General features: G+C 64.8%; 19 protein-coding genes. 12 read left to right on the forward strand and 7 right to left on the reverse strand.

The genetic code is table 11. The features are described from left to right. Positions 1–2: 2 nt before the first annotated feature. The 5 genes from ACLGL5_RS03315 to ACLGL5_RS03335 form a co-directional block, all read right to left on the reverse strand. Entirely contained in the window at positions 3–755 is a 753-nt protein-coding gene (locus tag ACLGL5_RS03315; protein WP_244839720.1) for a Stf0 family sulfotransferase, read from the reverse strand. A gap of 55 nt (positions 756–810) precedes the next feature. After that, positions 811–1,362 carry a phosphotransferase-like protein gene (locus ACLGL5_RS03320; protein WP_027047482.1) on the reverse strand — a complete coding sequence of 184 codons (552 nt, stop codon included), beginning with the start codon at positions 1,360–1,362 and terminating at the stop codon, positions 811–813. 25 nt (positions 1,363–1,387) lie between these two features. Beyond that, positions 1,388–2,242 carry a lytic transglycosylase domain-containing protein gene (locus ACLGL5_RS03325; RefSeq protein WP_038650172.1) on the reverse strand — a complete coding sequence of 285 codons (855 nt, stop codon included), beginning with the start codon at positions 2,240–2,242 and terminating at the stop codon, positions 1,388–1,390. Positions 2,243–2,247: 5 nt separating this feature from the next. Continuing rightward, the gene (gene ispG, locus ACLGL5_RS03330) at positions 2,248–3,501 is read right to left on the reverse strand and encodes a flavodoxin-dependent (E)-4-hydroxy-3-methylbut-2-enyl-diphosphate synthase (RefSeq protein WP_069090326.1); all 1,254 of its coding nucleotides are present in this window, start codon (positions 3,499–3,501) and stop codon (positions 2,248–2,250) included. 319 nt (positions 3,502–3,820) lie between these two features. After that, a complete protein-coding gene (locus ACLGL5_RS03335) occupies positions 3,821–4,000 on the reverse strand; it encodes a YdcH family protein (protein ID WP_010911953.1) in 180 nt (59 codons plus the stop codon). A 239-nt stretch (positions 4,001–4,239) separates the two neighbouring features. On the opposite strand from ACLGL5_RS03335, the gene ACLGL5_RS03340 reads away from it, so the two are divergent. Continuing rightward, the gene (locus ACLGL5_RS03340; RefSeq protein ID WP_010911954.1) at positions 4,240–4,443 is read left to right on the forward strand and encodes a YdcH family protein; all 204 of its coding nucleotides are present in this window, start codon (positions 4,240–4,242) and stop codon (positions 4,441–4,443) included. A 9-nt stretch (positions 4,444–4,452) separates the two neighbouring features. Here ACLGL5_RS03340 and ACLGL5_RS03345 read toward each other — a convergent pair whose 3' ends face one another. Then, positions 4,453–5,241: an IclR family transcriptional regulator gene (locus ACLGL5_RS03345; RefSeq protein ID WP_069090328.1), complete on the reverse strand. Its 789-nt coding sequence runs from the start codon at positions 5,239–5,241 to the stop codon at positions 4,453–4,455. Between the two features lie 170 nt (positions 5,242–5,411). Between ACLGL5_RS03345 and ACLGL5_RS03350 the strand changes: the two genes are divergently transcribed. From ACLGL5_RS03350 to ACLGL5_RS03400, 11 genes are all read left to right on the forward strand, one after another. Further along, entirely contained in the window at positions 5,412–6,242 is an 831-nt protein-coding gene (locus tag ACLGL5_RS03350) for a transporter substrate-binding protein (protein ID WP_019861667.1), read from the forward strand. 73 nt (positions 6,243–6,315) lie between these two features. Then, the gene (locus ACLGL5_RS03355) at positions 6,316–6,981 is read left to right on the forward strand and encodes an amino acid ABC transporter permease (protein WP_010911957.1); all 666 of its coding nucleotides are present in this window, start codon (positions 6,316–6,318) and stop codon (positions 6,979–6,981) included. Between the two features lies 1 nt (position 6,982). Continuing rightward, positions 6,983–7,633: an amino acid ABC transporter permease gene (locus tag ACLGL5_RS03360; protein WP_019861668.1), complete on the forward strand. Its 651-nt coding sequence runs from the start codon at positions 6,983–6,985 to the stop codon at positions 7,631–7,633. A 4-nt stretch (positions 7,634–7,637) separates the two neighbouring features. Continuing rightward, the gene (locus ACLGL5_RS03365) at positions 7,638–8,432 is read left to right on the forward strand and encodes an amino acid ABC transporter ATP-binding protein (RefSeq protein WP_494372867.1); all 795 of its coding nucleotides are present in this window, start codon (positions 7,638–7,640) and stop codon (positions 8,430–8,432) included. A gap of 38 nt (positions 8,433–8,470) precedes the next feature. After that, on the forward strand, positions 8,471–8,932 hold the full coding sequence (locus tag ACLGL5_RS03370; protein WP_010911960.1) for a RidA family protein: 462 nt from the start codon (positions 8,471–8,473) through the stop codon (positions 8,930–8,932). Positions 8,933–8,957: 25 nt separating this feature from the next. Next, a complete protein-coding gene (locus ACLGL5_RS03375; protein ID WP_038650183.1) occupies positions 8,958–10,163 on the forward strand; it encodes an aminotransferase class V-fold PLP-dependent enzyme in 1,206 nt (401 codons plus the stop codon). Between the two features lie 132 nt (positions 10,164–10,295). Next, complete coding sequence (locus tag ACLGL5_RS03380) at positions 10,296–10,493, forward strand: hypothetical protein (RefSeq protein WP_019861671.1); 198 nt, start codon at positions 10,296–10,298, stop codon at positions 10,491–10,493. 37 nt (positions 10,494–10,530) lie between these two features. Then, positions 10,531–11,070 carry a sigma-70 family RNA polymerase sigma factor gene (locus tag ACLGL5_RS03385; RefSeq protein ID WP_069090330.1) on the forward strand — a complete coding sequence of 180 codons (540 nt, stop codon included), beginning with the start codon at positions 10,531–10,533 and terminating at the stop codon, positions 11,068–11,070. Next, positions 11,067–11,972 carry an anti-sigma factor family protein gene (locus tag ACLGL5_RS03390; protein WP_019861673.1) on the forward strand — a complete coding sequence of 302 codons (906 nt, stop codon included), beginning with the start codon at positions 11,067–11,069 and terminating at the stop codon, positions 11,970–11,972. Before ACLGL5_RS03385 ends, ACLGL5_RS03390 begins: the two co-directional genes overlap by 4 nt. Before the next feature lie 98 nt (positions 11,973–12,070). Continuing rightward, on the forward strand, positions 12,071–12,568 hold the full coding sequence (gene purE, locus ACLGL5_RS03395; RefSeq protein ID WP_010911966.1) for a 5-(carboxyamino)imidazole ribonucleotide mutase: 498 nt from the start codon (positions 12,071–12,073) through the stop codon (positions 12,566–12,568). After that, positions 12,565–13,641, forward strand: a complete 1,077-nt coding sequence (locus ACLGL5_RS03400; protein ID WP_069090331.1) for a 5-(carboxyamino)imidazole ribonucleotide synthase — start codon at positions 12,565–12,567, stop codon at positions 13,639–13,641. The genes purE and ACLGL5_RS03400 overlap by 4 nt, the downstream gene beginning before the upstream one ends. Before the next feature lie 11 nt (positions 13,642–13,652). On the opposite strand, the gene ACLGL5_RS03405 is transcribed toward ACLGL5_RS03400, so the two are convergent. Continuing rightward, positions 13,653–14,072: a lysozyme inhibitor LprI family protein gene (locus ACLGL5_RS03405; RefSeq protein ID WP_027047485.1), complete on the reverse strand. Its 420-nt coding sequence runs from the start codon at positions 14,070–14,072 to the stop codon at positions 13,653–13,655. Positions 14,073–14,125: the final 53 nt, after the last annotated feature.

Genomic DNA, 14,125 nt, shown 5'->3' on the forward strand with positions numbered 1-14,125 from the left:
ACTCAGCCGGCCGCGTCCTGACGATAGCGGCGCATCCAGTCGAGGCTTGTCTCGTCGGCGAGCTTTGCGACGCCCGGCCGGATGTTCCTGGCATTCGGCGGTTGAACGCCGAGGGCCTCGCAGATGGCCAGCAAGGTCGCCGCCGGATCGGCGGAGAGACGATCGTAGCCGATGCGCAGCGGCGTTATGCCTTGCGCCGCGAACCAGATGTTCCACGCCGTGTCATAGGCTTCGAGTTTGGCGAGTTCCCCTTTGATCCGCTCGAAATCATAGTGGGGTTCTTGCGCCGGTGCGACCCTTTCGATCTCGGTGCCGTCGGGCGCAATGTGCCAAAGACCGGTCTGCTGTGCCTTGATCAGCGAGATCGCCTGCGCAAGCTTGTTCTCACGCGACAGATGTATGTAGAGAATGCGGCCAAAAGCTCTTCCGAAACGCGCCGCGTCCGACGCCAGCCCTGGGAAAATCCGGTCGAGGATCGCCGAAAGCTCATCCAGGTTTTCGCGCATCAGGCGCAGGCCGAAGATGCCTGTCCCGCCCTTGCCGGCGGTGATTGCCGCATCGAGATAGGCAACGTCGAATTCAAGCTCGCCCATCGTGTCGCGGGCTGGCAGTTTCCACTCCTCGGCCCATTCCGGCAGGTCCTGCCGCCGATAGAAGGAGTGCGGATCGCCCGATGTCCCGGTGGATGCCAGGAGCTTGCACAGCAAGGTGCTGCCGGTTCTCGGCGTGCCGCAGATAATGTAGGCGTCGAACATCCCGCTGCCCTCGTCGTTCATCGCAGGCAGGCAACCCCGGCCAGTTCACCGCCGCCTATAATTGAAATCGCTGCTGGATGCGACGGGCGCACTCCAACGGTGTAAGCAGGCTGGTGTCGACTTCGAGGTCGTAACTTATCCCCGCGTGCACGTGGGGATATTGCCAGCGCGCCAGCCCCGGCAGTCTGTCGGGTCGCCGGGCTTCGCGGGCTTCCAGAACCTGCAGCGGCGCCATCACGCCGACCAGATGGAGATCGAAGGCCGACAGCAGTTTGACATAGTCCGATAGTTCGCCGTTGCACAGCACATCGTCGACGATCAGGTCGTTGCCTTGCCCGGCCATGGCGGCAATGGCGTGGCGCATGCCGCGCAGGGTTTTTTCGCCCACCGGCCCGGCCCTGATCACGACCGCGGGTTTGCCGTCCTGTCGGACGGTTTCGTAGGAGAAGCCATCGGCATGGTTCTGCAAGGCCTCGGGCAGCATCTCGAGGAAACTGTCCATCTGGACATGCAGGAACGGCGCGGCGGTTATTGTCTGCAACGCCCTGGCAATCGAGCTTTTGCCGGCACTGCCGACGCCATTGAGCAGAACGATCCTGGCTGTCATCGTTAAACGCCTCTCTCGGACCAGCCTACCGGTTGCGCACCACCACGCACGCCCCGCCGACGCTCTGCAATTTCTGGCAGATGACATTGGCGGCGGCACGATCGTCGATCCCGATCCTGACCGCATAGATGCCGCGCCGGCCGATCGGCGTGCGCACCCGGCTCACCACCGGATCATGGCCGGCAAGCAGCGCCGGAAACCGGCTCCTGACCCTGAGCCACTGGCTGATAGCGGCACTGCGGCGGAAATTGCCGGCCACCTGGACGCCCCATGGTTTGACGTTGATCGAGGCCATCGCCACGGTCTGCGACATGATGACAGGCAGTTTGCGGCAAGCGACGGCAAAATCCGTCTTGGCATCGAGCGGCACGATTTTTCCGGCATAGGCGGGGTCGGTGAACTTGTCGACCGGCTCGCCCATGACGTCGAAGACATAGCTCTCGGTCTCCATCGGCAGGAAGCCGCCCGAGCCCAGCCAGCGCGACACCCGGCTTTCGCCGGCATTGTAAGCGGCCGCCGCAAGGCCAAGATTGCCGTAGCTGGTTTTCATTTCGGCGAGATATTTCGCCGACGCCGGGATCGCTTGGTTGATGTCGAAGGAGTTCTCGAGGCCCCGCATCTTGGCGGTGCCCGGCATGAATTGGGCGATGCCTTCGGCGCCGACGGGGCTGACGGCATTGGGATCGAAACGGCTTTCCTTCCAGATCAGCCGGGCAAAGAAATCCCGGGGCAGGCCGTTCTGGTCGGCATGGGCCTGGATCAGGTTGCAGACCTTGTCGATCAGCCGCTGCTTGGCCGATTGCGGCGGATCGGCCTGAACGGATGTCGAGCAACCCAGGGCGCAAAGCAGAACCAGCGTCACCCTGAGGAAACGCTGCATTTCGTCTACTCCGCCGCGGCTTTGCCGCCGCGCCCAAACCTCTGCTCGATGTAGTCGGCGACCATTTTCTCGAAATCCGCCGCGATCGACGGTCCGCGCAGCGTCGCCGCCTTCTTGCCGTCGACGAAGACGGGCGCTGTCGGCGTCTCGCCGGTGCCGGGCAGCGAAATGCCGATATCGGCATGCTTGGATTCGCCCGGGCCGTTGACGATGCAGCCCATCACCGCGACCTTGAGGTTCTCGACCCCGGGATATTTTTCGCGCCACACCGGCATGTTCTTGCGCAGGTCGGCCTGGATGTTCTGCGCAAGCTCCTGGAACACGGTGGAGGTGGTGCGGCCGCAGCCGGGGCAAGCCGCGACGATCGGCACGAACTGGCGGAACCCCATGGTCTGCAAAAGTTCCTGCGACACCTGCACTTCGCGTGTGCGGTCGCCGTTCGGCTCCGGCGTCAGCGAGATGCGGATGGTGTCGCCGATGCCTTGCTGCAAGAGGATGCCCATGGCGGCGGACGAGGCGACGATGCCTTTCGAACCCATGCCGGCCTCGGTGAGGCCGAGATGCAGCGCATGGTCGGAGCGGGTCGCAAGCTCGGTGTAGACGGCAATCAGGTCCTGCACGCCGCTGACTTTGGCCGACAGGATGATCTTGTCGCGGCCAAGGCCTATCTCTTCGGCCATCTCGGCCGACAGGATAGCCGACTGCACGATCGCCTCGCGCATCACTTCCTGCGCCGTGAGCGAGAAACCCTTGTCCTGGTTGTCGTCCATCAGCCGGGTCAGAAGCTCCTGGTCGAGCGAGCCCCAATTGACGCCGATGCGCACCGGCTTGTCATGCTTGATCGCCATTTCGACGATATCCGTGAACTGCCGGTCCTTCTTGTCCTTGAAGCCGACATTGCCCGGATTGATGCGGTATTTGGCCAGTGCCTCGGCGCAGGCCGGATGGTCGGCTAGCAATTTGTGGCCGATATAGTGGAAGTCGCCGACCAGCGGCACATTGATCCCGAGGCGCAGCAAGCGTTCGTGAATGCGCGGCACGGCGGCGGCGCTCTCGTCACGGTCGACGGTGATGCGCACGATCTCGGAGCCGGCGCGGTGCAGTGCCGCGACCTGCGCGACGGTTTGATCGATGTCGGCCGTGTCGGTGTTGGTCATCGATTGCACCACGACAGGCGCGCCGCCGCCGACGGCCACGCCGCCGACATCGACGCCGACCGACGTGCGGCGGGGGAAGGGAAAGGAAAAATATCCGGTCATGCCGGCAGCCTTTTGTCTCTGAAGCCCCGTGCGTCCACTCGGACGCACAAGCACTCCCCGGGGCCGATGCGCTGAGGTTCGGGCATGAGGTGGAGGAGCAAAGATGGCTTGTCAATGGCGACAGGTCGCCACTGGCAGCAATTGATCCCAGCCGGCGAGCTGAAACAGGACAAGACCCGGCTATGGCCAGGGGCAAAAAGGGGGATCGGAGGGATGTTAGCTGCGGCTTATGACTTGGCGTTGAAAATCAAAGCGACAGCACCGGCGGCGGTTGCCGCCGGCAAGGAGACCGCATAGCGGCGGCTATGTCAGTCGGGCATCAATGCGTGGTCGGTTGCGCTTTCAGTTTCTCAATCGCATCCTTGAGTGCCAGCTTGCGTCGCTTTAGATTCACGATTTCGAGGTCGTCCACCGACGGGTGGTTCATCGCGTCATCGATTTCGCGTTCGATGTCGCCGTGTTTCCGCTGCAACTCATCAAGATGGGATGCAAGAGACATGATTGGTTCTCCCTTTCATGGTTTTCCTCGATTGCAGCCGTCACGGGGCGTCCACCGCAGGTCGTTCTGTGACGGCACAATGACACTTTGCCACCTTCCGACTGCGATGTCGAATGCTGCGTGGTAGCATTCCACGACAAGGTGAAATGTGATATGGCCTGCGCGCCGGTGGCAGAAATTGCCACCCCCGCCCAATCAGGCCCAGTTTTTGGGCGCCGCAGACGTGCAGACGGTAGAGAATGTCCGATCAGGAACAGGCCGATATTCGCCTCGAATTTTCCCGGCTGAAGCAGGAACACGCCGATTTCGATGCGGCGATCAACGCGATGATCGCCACCAATTGCGACCCGCTGCAAATCCAGCGCATGAAGAAGAAGAAGCTGGCGCTCAAGGACCGGCTGATGAAGCTGGAAGACAAGATCATTCCAGACATCATCGCCTGAACGCTTTCCCTATCCGCCGATCGACAACCTGGCCGCGCGATCGCGCAGCAGGCCGATGAGACTGCCGGTCCGCTCGTCGGAGGTGTCGATGGGAACCACCAGGCACATCGTTGCCTCGACCTTGCCCGGCGCTGAAAAGACCGGCACGGCAAGACATTTCGTATAGGCATCGACCAGGCCCGAGGTGACGCAGTAGCCGGTCACCCCAGCTTTGGCGATGTCGTCGATGAAATCGTCGAGCCGCAGCTTGCGGCCGTCGGGCAGCACGAGATCGTCTTCCGACACCATGGCTTCGACCTCGGCCCGCTCCAGCCCCGCCAGAAGCAGCCGGCCAGACGCGGTCCACGGCAGCGGTATCTGCAGGCCGGTGGCGGAGCTGATGCGGAACGGCCTGGTACCTGGGCTGGAGTGGACGATCGTATAGCGGCCGCTCTGCAGCATGCACAGTTCCGATGTCTCTCCGGTCTCGCGCGACAGATGGTCGACCTCCTGGCGCCCGCGACGCAGTAGGTCGTTGCCGCGCACATAATCCATTCCATAGAGATAGAGCTTCTTGCCGAAATAGACGCGGTTGCCGTCGCCCGCCATTTCCAGCAGACCGGCGTCGACCAGCGACCGCACCAGCGTGTAGGTCGTCGAGCGCGGTGCGTTCACCCCCTTGGCAAGGTCGCCGATGCCGATCGCCCGCTGCGTCGCGTGCAGGAAGTCCAGGATCTCGAGCACCCGGTTGAGGCCCTTCTCGCGGGAGGCGGTCGTCTTTTCGTCGGCCGAAACGACCAAGGCATTGCCATCTTGCATTGTCAATTCCTGGTGTTAGTATCTGTCTTGTACAGGATACATGCGTCTCTTGTAAGAGACAATCGCTTTGAAATCATCGACGTGTGTCTTGCCTGTGCATGGGGAACACAACACGAAAGGAGGTCGCCGTGAACGACACATCCGGAAGACGTGATTTTCTGAAATTGGGAATGGCGGGACTGGCGACAGCCGGCGTGCTGGCAACCGTCGATGCGCAGAAGGCGGCCGCCCAGGCCGCATCCGACAGCCTGCTGCGCACCGTGCTCGACCGCGGCAAGCTTATCGTCGGCACCGGCAGCACCAACGCGCCCTGGCATTTCGAGAACGATGCCGGCGAACTGGTCGGCATGGACATCACCATGGGGCGCATCCTGGCCAAAGGACTGTTCGACGATCCGACCAAGGTCGAGTTCGTCATGCAGGACCCGGCGCAGCGCATCCCCAACGTCACCACCAACAAGGTCGACATCACCATCCAGTTCATGACGATGACGGCGCAGCGCTCGCAGCTGATCAACTTCAGCCGGCCGTACTACGTCGAAGGCGTCGCCTTGCTGACGCTGCCCACCGCCGAGAACAAGACCTTCGACAAGCTGCTTGCCGGCGGTTCGGCGACGCGCATCTCCATCCTGCAGAATGTCGATGCCGAAAGCTCCGTCCACTATGCCTTGCCGCAGGCACAGGTGCTGCAGATCGACACGCAGGCCAACGTGCTGCAGGCGCTGGAATCCAAGCGCGCCGACGCGGCAGCTGTCGATCTGTCCACCGTGCGTTGGCTCGCCTCGCGCAATCCGGACAAATACTTCGATGCCGGCAAGAGCTGGTATTCGATGCTCTACGGCGCGGCCTTGCGGCAGGGCGATCTCGACTGGCTGACCTACGTCAACCAGACCTTCACCATAGCCATGTTCGGCCATGAATCGGCGCTCTACGATGCCGCCTTCAAGGACTATTTCGGCCAGGAGCCGCCGGCACGCCACCCCGGCTTCCCGGTCATCTGATCCCGGATCGCGGAAGGGCGGCATTCCAGCCCTTCCGCAATCCACTCGACGGCCCTCACACCGAGGCGGACGCATGGGCTATGCCCTCAATTTCAACCTGATCTGGCGGCATTTCGACAAGCTGTGGGGCGGTCTGCTGCTCAGCCTCGAGCTTGCGGTGATCTCGATTGCGATCGGCACCGTCATCGGCCTGGTGCTCGCGGTCTGGTACGTCTCGGCCGGACGCGTCGTGCGCGCGATCATCGCCGCCTATGTCGAATTCATCCGCAACGTGCCGCTGATCCTGCTCGTCTATCTCGTCTTCTACGGTGTGCCGACCGTGGTCGACCTGGCCTACAGCGCGCCGACCTCGTTCGTCCTGACGCTGTCTGTCTATAGCGGAGCCTATCTGGTCGAGGTGTTTCGCTCGGGCCTCGAGGCCGTCCCGCGCGGCCAGCTCGATGCCGGCAAGGCGATCGGCCTGACGCCCTGGCAAAGGCTCATCCATGTGCGCCTCCCGACCATGCTGCGCATCACGCTGCCGGCGCTGTCCAACACCTTCATCTCGCTGTTCAAGGACACCTCGATCGCCTCGGTCATCTCGGTACCGGAACTTACCTTCGGCGCCCAGTGGATCAACTTCAACACCTTCCGCATCGTCGAGGTCTATCTGGTGACGACGGCGATGTATCTGTTGACCGGCTACATCCTGCTTTTCGGGCTCAGGCTAGTCGAGCGCCGGTTCCGGGCGGCGCGCTGACATGGCGAGCCAGATCCTCTACGCCCTGCCCTTCCTCGCCAAGGGCTTCGCCGTGACCCTTTGGGTGTCGCTGCTGGTCGTCACCCTGTCGCTCGTCGCCGGCGTCCTGCTTGGCGTCGGCCTGGTCTATGGCCCCGCCCCGCTGCGCTGGGCGGTGCGCATCTTCTCCGACACCATCCGCGGCATTCCGATCCTGGTGCTGATGTTCTTCGTCTATTACGGCCTGCCCGCGATCGGGCTGCATCTGCCGTCCTTCTGGGCCGCCGTGCTGGCACTCACCCTGTTCAAGACGGCGCAGGTCATCGAATATCTCAGGGGCGCGGTCGCCTCGATCCCGAAAGGCCAGTCCGAGGCCGCGATGGCGATCGGGCTGACCTTCCGCCAGCGGCTCACCTCCGTCATCTTCCCGCAGGCGTTCAGGCGCTTCCTGCCGCCCTGGATCAACGGCGTCACCGACGCGGTCAAGGGCAGCGCACTGGTCTCGCTGCTCGGCATCACCGATCTAATGCAGGCCATCAACCAGGTCATCGGCCGTACCTACGAGGCGATGCCGCTCTATATCCTCGGCGCGCTCATCTATTTCGCGGTCAACTACGCGCTCTCGCTCGCCAGCCGGCGGCTCGAGCGGCGCTTTGCCTTCATTCGGGAATAGCACGATGTCCGACGCCACAAACGCCAGTCCCGCGCTGCTCGACGTGCGCGATGTCTCCAAGGCCTTCGGCGCCGTCGAGGTGCTGCGTTCCGTCAGCCTTCAGGTGAAGCGCGGCGAAGTGGTCACCGTCATCGGCCCTTCCGGCAGCGGCAAGACCACGCTGCTGCGCTGTGTAAACTTCCTCGAAAGCTATGACTTAGGCTCGATCCGCATCGACGGCAAGGAGGTCGGCTATCGCGAGGCCGGAACGCGCCAGCGCCGCAGCGAACGCGACTTGGCCGCGATGCGCGCCGAGACCGGCATGGTGTTCCAGAGCTTCAACCTGTTTCCGCACCTCACCGCCGCCGGCAACATCATGCTTGGACTGACCAAGGTGCGGGGAAAGAGCCAGGCCGAGGCGCGCCAGATCGCCGAACACTGGCTCGGCCGCGTCGGCCTCACCCACAAGGCCGACAGCCTGCCGGCCGAGCTCTCCGGCGGCCAGCAGCAGCGCGTCGGCATCGCGCGCGCGGTGGCGATGGAGCCGAAAATCCTTTTGCTCGACGAGATCACCTCGGCGCTCGACCCTGAGCTGGTCGGCGAGGTGCTGGCCGTGGTGCGCAGCCTCGCCGAGGACGGCATAACCATGCTGATGGTGACGCATGAAATGGCCTTCGCCCGCGACGCTTCGAGCCGCATCGTCTTCATGGCCGATGGCGGCGTCAGCGCCGTCGGGCCGCCCAAGGAGATCCTGGCGGCGGAAACCAGCAATGAGCGCCTCCGCACCTTCCTGGCGCGCTTCCGCGCCTCGCATTTCTGACATTGGACGGCCGTTGCCGTCCCAAGGAGCCTGCTTCCATGACGCCTTACATCCGGCTCGCCGAACTCGGCCTGACGCTGCCCGAGCCGCCGACGCCCATCGCCAACTTCGTCACCCATGCCGAGAGCGGGCGATTGATCTTCCTGTCGGGCCAGGGGCCGCTGCGCGCCGACGGCACGCTCTGCACCGGCAAGGTCGGCGAGGACGTCACCGTCGAGCAGGCCTATGAGCACGCGCGCCTGACCGGGCTCAATCTGCTGGCCGTCATGCATGCCGCCGCCGGCGATCTCGGCCGCATCGTGCGCGTCGTCAAGCTGCTCGGCTTCGTCAACGCGACGCCGACTTTCAGCGACCACCCGAAAGTGGTCAATGGCTGTTCGGACCTGTTCGCCGATGTCTTCGACAAGATCGGCGGTCACGCCCGCTCGGCGATCGGCGTCGGCTCGCTGCCTGGAAACATCACTGTCGAAATCGAGGCGGTCGTCGAGATCGCCGCCTGACCTGCCACTCACGGGATCCGCTCACATGAAAACCTATTCCGACACCGGCTCCAACACCACCATCCGCGAACGGCTGGGCTTGCGGCCGATCATCAATGTCTCCGGCACCATGACCGCGCTCGGCGCATCGATCATCGTCCCGGAGGCGATCAGCGCCATGGCGGAAATGGCCTCGCAATGGGTGGAGATGGACGATCTGCAGCGCGCCGCGAGCACTGTGGTGGCGCGCCTCACCGGCGGCGAGGCCGGCTTCATCACCGCCTGCTGCGCCAGCGGCATCACCATGGCGATCGCCGGCGCGATGACGGGAACCAGCCTGCTCGCCATCGAGCGCCTGCCTGACGACACCGGCGACCTCAAATCGGAGGTCGTCATCCAGCTCGGCCACATCGTCAATTACGGCGCCCCGATCGACCAGTCGATCCGCGTCGCCGGCGCCAGGGTGGTGCCCGCCGGCACGGTCAGCGTCACCCAGGACTATCATGTGCGCGAAGCGATAAACGAGCGCACGGCGGCCGGCCTCTACGTCGTGGCCCACCACACGGTGCAGTACGGCATGCTGTCGCTGGAGGAATTCTGCGAGATCTGCCACGCCAAGGGCGTGCCGGTGATCGTCGATGCAGCGTCCGAATATGATCTGCGCGGTTTTCTCGCGCGCGGCGCCGACGTCGTCATCTACAGCGGCCACAAATTCCTCTCAGGCCCGACCAGCGGCATCGTCACCGGCCGCAAGGATCTGGTGCGGGCCGCCTATCTGCAGAACCGCGGCGTGGCGCGGGCCATGAAGGTCGGCAAGGAAAGCATCGCCGGCACCATGGCGGCACTCGAAGCCTGGGAGAAGCGCGATCACGCCGGCATCCGCCGGCGCGAGGAGGCGGCGCTCAACCTCTGGAAGGACGCTTTGCAGGGACTGCCGGGCATCTTTGCCAAGATCATCCCGGACCCGACTGCCAACCCGCTCGACCGGCTGCAGATATTCATCTCGCCGGAGAGCCGCTTCAGCGCCGCTGGCCTCGCCTCGGCGCTGGCGGCTGGCTCACCGCCGATCATCGTGCGCAACCACGAAGTCGAGCGCGGCCATTTCTTCCTCGACCCCTGCAATCTGCATCCCGGCGAGGCCGAGATCGTCGCCGAGCGGTTGCGTGCAGTGTTGACCGCGAAGGACCGTCCCGCCGATGCGATGAAGGCCGCCCGCAAGGATTCGTCCGGCGTCTTGCGCTGGCCGGATTGAGCGCTAGGCCAATCATCCCAAACCATCAGTGATCACGCGACTGTGAACAGCGGGATCGCGGGCTGTGGGAATAAATCGGCGCCGCGACAAGTCTCCTCGGCATACGCCACCACTGGCGTTGAGGAGACCGGCATGCCCCATCATTGCAAGGACAGCGAACACGGCGGCAGCCGTCGCGATGCGCTGGCAAGCAGGATGATCGTCAGGCTCTCCTTTGTGGCGCTTGACAGCGGTGACGCAGATGAATTCAGTTTCGGCAAGGCAGGCGGCTCTGCCTGCTTCCGGGGGCTTTGCCCCTGCGAGCAGGGCAAGGTCGCCGTCGCATCTTGAGGCGGCACGGCCTGGAGTATCGGATCATGGTGCCGCTTTGAGCGAGAGGGCCCTGGCAGAACGCTTCAACGAAGTGGTGCTGCCGCATCTCGGCGATGCGCTGGCGCTGGCCCGCTGGCTGACCGGCAATGCGGCCGATGCCGAGGATGTGGTGCAGGATGCCTGCATCAAGGCTCATGCCGGCATATCAGGCTACGCTGGCGGCAACGCCCGCGCCTGGCTGCTGACCATCGTGCGCAACACCTCCTACACCTGGATGGCGCGCAACCGGCCGCGTGCCATGATGGCCGTCGGCGATCTAGGCGACCTCGATGACATGGCGGCGGCGCACGGCACCAGCATGCCCGACGAGGACGGCCCGGAGGCGAGCCTGATCGCCAAAGCCGATACGGCGGCACTGGAGGCGGCGATCGCGGCTCTGCCGCAGCCATTTCGCGAGACGCTGGTGCTGCGTGATATCAACGGCATGAGCTATCGCGAGATATCGGCCATGCTTGCCGTGCCGATCGGCACGGTGATGTCCAGGCTGGCCCGCGCCCGTGGCCTGCTGGCGTCTGAATTGGGGAGAGCGCCATGACGCACGACGACGGGCTGCCCAACGATCCCGAAGGTATCAGACTGATGATCCATGCCCTTGTCGATGGCGAGCTTGATGCGGCAGCCGCTCTTGCCGTCGAGCGTCGCATCGCCGCCGACCCCAGGCTTGCCGCCGAGCATGCCCGCATTGTCGCCTTGCAAGGCGCTGTCAGCCGCCTGCCGCGCCCCGATGTCAGCGACGCGTTTCGCGCCCGCATCGCGTCGATCGGCATGGCGGGCACCGAACGGCAGGCGCCGGTCGAGGCCGAGCCGCAGCGGGGCACGCCGTCGACGCTGCCGGGGTTGATTGCCGGCGCTGGCGGCGGCCAGCGGCGGGAAGCCGGGACACGTCCATCCCAGGCGCGGCCATCGCCGAGAGCGCGCCGCTTCGGCTCGTTCGACTGGCGCGCCATGGCCGCGTCGATCATGATCAGCGCGGTGCTGGCCAGCGGGGCGACACAATGGGTGATGCAGAGCGGCGTCGATGACGGCTTTGCCGCCGCGGTCGCCAGCGGCCATCGCCGCAGCCTGCTTGCCGCGAGCCCGATCGACATCGTCTCGTCCGACCGCCATACGGTCAAGCCCTGGCTCGACGCCCGCATTGGCGTCTCGCCGCCGGCGCCCGACCTTGCCCAGGACGGCTACGCGCTGATCGGCGGCCGGGTCGAGGTGATATCCGGCCGGCCGGTGCCGGCCCTGGTCTACCGCCACCGCGAACACTTGATCACGCTGGTCGCCGAACCGCAGCAGGGCGGCAAGACCACCCAGCCGGACGACCTTTCGTCCGGCGGCTTCTCGATGGTGCACTGGAGCGACGGCGCCTTCTCTTACTGGGCGATCTCCGACATGGAACGGCCCGAACTCGACGACTTCGTCGCCCGCTTCCGCAAAGCGGCGGTTTAGGCTGGATTATAGCCACCGGCCTTGCCGGTGGCCTGATATCCTTGCGGCCCCGCGCGAATTCCGCTAAGGCGCGCCTTTGTCGCCGGGGAGCAACAAGCTTGAACGATCAACGCGCCGACGTCGCCATCATCATGGGCAGCCAGTCCGACTGGGCGACGATGCGCCAGGCGGCCGAAACGCTGGAGGCGCTCGGCGTCCCGCACAAGCGCCTGATCATCTCGGCGCATCGCACGCCCGACCGGCTCTATGAATTCGCCAAGGGCGCCAAGGCCGCCGGCTACAAGGTCATCATCGCCGGCGCCGGCGGTGCCGCGCATCTGCCCGGCATGACGGCGGCGATGACGCCGCTGCCGGTGTTCGGCGTCCCGGTGGAATCCAAGGCGCTGTCGGGCCAGGATTCGCTGCTCTCCATCGTCCAGATGCCGGCCGGCATTCCTGTCGGGACACTGGCCATCGGCAAGGCCGGCGCGGCCAATGCGGCCCTGTTGGCAGCCGCCGTGCTGGCGCTCAACGACGACAAGCTTGCCCAGCGTCTCGATGCCTGGCGCGCCTCGCAGACCGCCAAGGTCGCCGACGAACCGACGGACACGCCGTGAGCCTGCCCGCCGGATCGACCATCGGCATCATCGGCGGCGGCCAGCTCGGCCGCATGCTGGCAATGGCCGCCGCCCGCCTCGGTTACCGCACCATCGTGCTGGAGCCGCAGCCGGATTGCCCGGCCGCCCAGGTCGCCAACCGGCAGGTCACGGCAGCCTATGACGACCCGGCCGCCCTTGCCGAGCTGGCGGCGGCAAGTGCCGTCGTCACCTACGAGTTCGAGAATGTTCCCGTCGCCGCGGCCGAAGCGCTTGCCGCCAAGGTAGCGGTCTATCCGCCGGCGCGCGCGCTCGACGTGGCGCAGGACCGGGTGAGTGAAAAGACATTCCTCAACGGCATCGGCATTGCCACCGCCGATTTTCGTCCGGTCGACACCGACGAGGAACTGACGGCGGCGCTGAGGACATTCGGCGGCACCGGCATCTTGAAGACGCGGCGCATGGGCTATGACGGCAAGGGCCAGCGTGTCTTCCGCAACATGGAAACGGGAGGCTTCGCCGGCACCTGCGAGGCGATGGGCAATGTGCCGTTGATCCTGGAAAGCTTCGTGCCCTTCGAGCGCGAGATCTCGGTGATTGCAGCGCGTGGCCTGGATGGCGCCGTGGCTGCCTACGACCCGGCCGAGAATGTCCACCGCCACGGCATTCTCCACACCTCGACCCTGCCGGCCGGCGTCAAACTTGAAACGGCTGAAGCGGCGCGAACGGCCGCGGCAAAAATCCTGTCGGCGCTCGATTATGTCGGCGTCATCGGCGTCGAGTTCTTCGTGCTTTCCGACGGTTCGCTGCTGGCCAATGAGATCGCGCCGCGCGTCCACAATTCAGGCCATTGGACCGAGGCGGCCTGCATCGTTTCGCAGTTCGAGCAGCATATCCGCGCCGTCGCCGGCCTGCCGCTGGGCAGCCCGGGGCGCCACTCCGACTGCGTGATGGGAAATTTGATCGGCGACGACGTGCTGCGCGTGCCCACCCTGCTCGCCGAGCCCGATCTGATGCTGCATCTCTATGGCAAGGCCGAAGCACGGCCCGGCCGCAAGATGGGCCATTTCACCCGCATCAGCCGCCGTACTTAGCTCAAAACGAGCTATTGCACCTCGTCGCTGCCCTCGTTGGGGCTGGCGCAGCTGGCATCGCCTTCGCTGCAATTGGCCGAGGCCGCAAGCTGGTTGATGCGGTCATTGGTGAGCCTGGTCAGGCACTGCGAGACCTCCATCGCGTGGATGGAGCCGCCCACGCTGGCGGCTGTGCTATGCGCGCACTCGGCGTCGCGGAAAGTGATCCAAGCGCGTTGCGCCACCTGCAGCAATCTCTTGCCGTTGGCATCATCGGAGCTGATCAGGTCCTGATAGGCCGCATTGAGCTTGGCGTCGGCGGCCTGGTAGTCCTCGCCGGCGCAAATGTTCATCATCTGCTGGCTGTCGTCGGAGCGGTCGCATTCCTGTGCGCGCACGATCGACGTTCCCGCCAGGACGACAAGGCAGGCGGACAGCAATATTCGGCGCATGATCGACCCCAAATCACTTGAAATACACCGCATCATCCCAGCCCGCCCGGAAC

Source organism: Mesorhizobium sp. U510 (assembly GCF_059180695.1).

Bases quoted from the DNA above. Each gene is read 5' to 3' on its own strand.
- ACLGL5_RS03350 (WP_019861667.1), top strand. From the start codon at position 5,412: ATGGCGGGACTGGCGACAGCCGGCGTGCTGGCAACCGTCGATGCGCAG.
- ACLGL5_RS03335 (WP_010911953.1), bottom strand. From the start codon at position 4,000: ATGTCTCTTGCATCCCATCTTGATGAGTTGCAGCGGAAACACGGCGAC.
- ACLGL5_RS03325 (WP_038650172.1), bottom strand. From the start codon at position 2,242: ATGCAGCGTTTCCTCAGGGTGACGCTGGTTCTGCTTTGCGCCCTGGGT.
- ACLGL5_RS03370 (WP_010911960.1), top strand. From the start codon at position 8,471: ATGACGCCTTACATCCGGCTCGCCGAACTCGGCCTGACGCTGCCCGAG.
- ACLGL5_RS03340 (WP_010911954.1), top strand. From the start codon at position 4,240: ATGTCCGATCAGGAACAGGCCGATATTCGCCTCGAATTTTCCCGGCTG.
- ACLGL5_RS03375 (WP_038650183.1), top strand. From the start codon at position 8,958: ATGAAAACCTATTCCGACACCGGCTCCAACACCACCATCCGCGAACGG.
- ACLGL5_RS03380 (WP_019861671.1), top strand. From the start codon at position 10,296: ATGCCCCATCATTGCAAGGACAGCGAACACGGCGGCAGCCGTCGCGAT.
- ACLGL5_RS03365 (WP_494372867.1), top strand. From the start codon at position 7,638: ATGTCCGACGCCACAAACGCCAGTCCCGCGCTGCTCGACGTGCGCGAT.
- ACLGL5_RS03315 (WP_244839720.1), bottom strand. From the start codon at position 755: ATGTTCGACGCCTACATTATCTGCGGCACGCCGAGAACCGGCAGCACC.
- ACLGL5_RS03390 (WP_019861673.1), top strand. From the start codon at position 11,067: ATGACGCACGACGACGGGCTGCCCAACGATCCCGAAGGTATCAGACTG.
- ACLGL5_RS03360 (WP_019861668.1), top strand. From the start codon at position 6,983: ATGGCGAGCCAGATCCTCTACGCCCTGCCCTTCCTCGCCAAGGGCTTC.
- ispG (WP_069090326.1), bottom strand. From the start codon at position 3,501: ATGACCGGATATTTTTCCTTTCCCTTCCCCCGCCGCACGTCGGTCGGC.
- ACLGL5_RS03355 (WP_010911957.1), top strand. From the start codon at position 6,316: ATGGGCTATGCCCTCAATTTCAACCTGATCTGGCGGCATTTCGACAAG.
- ACLGL5_RS03345 (WP_069090328.1), bottom strand. From the start codon at position 5,241: ATGCAAGATGGCAATGCCTTGGTCGTTTCGGCCGACGAAAAGACGACC.
- ACLGL5_RS03405 (WP_027047485.1), bottom strand. From the start codon at position 14,072: ATGCGCCGAATATTGCTGTCCGCCTGCCTTGTCGTCCTGGCGGGAACG.
- ACLGL5_RS03320 (WP_027047482.1), bottom strand. From the start codon at position 1,362: ATGACAGCCAGGATCGTTCTGCTCAATGGCGTCGGCAGTGCCGGCAAA.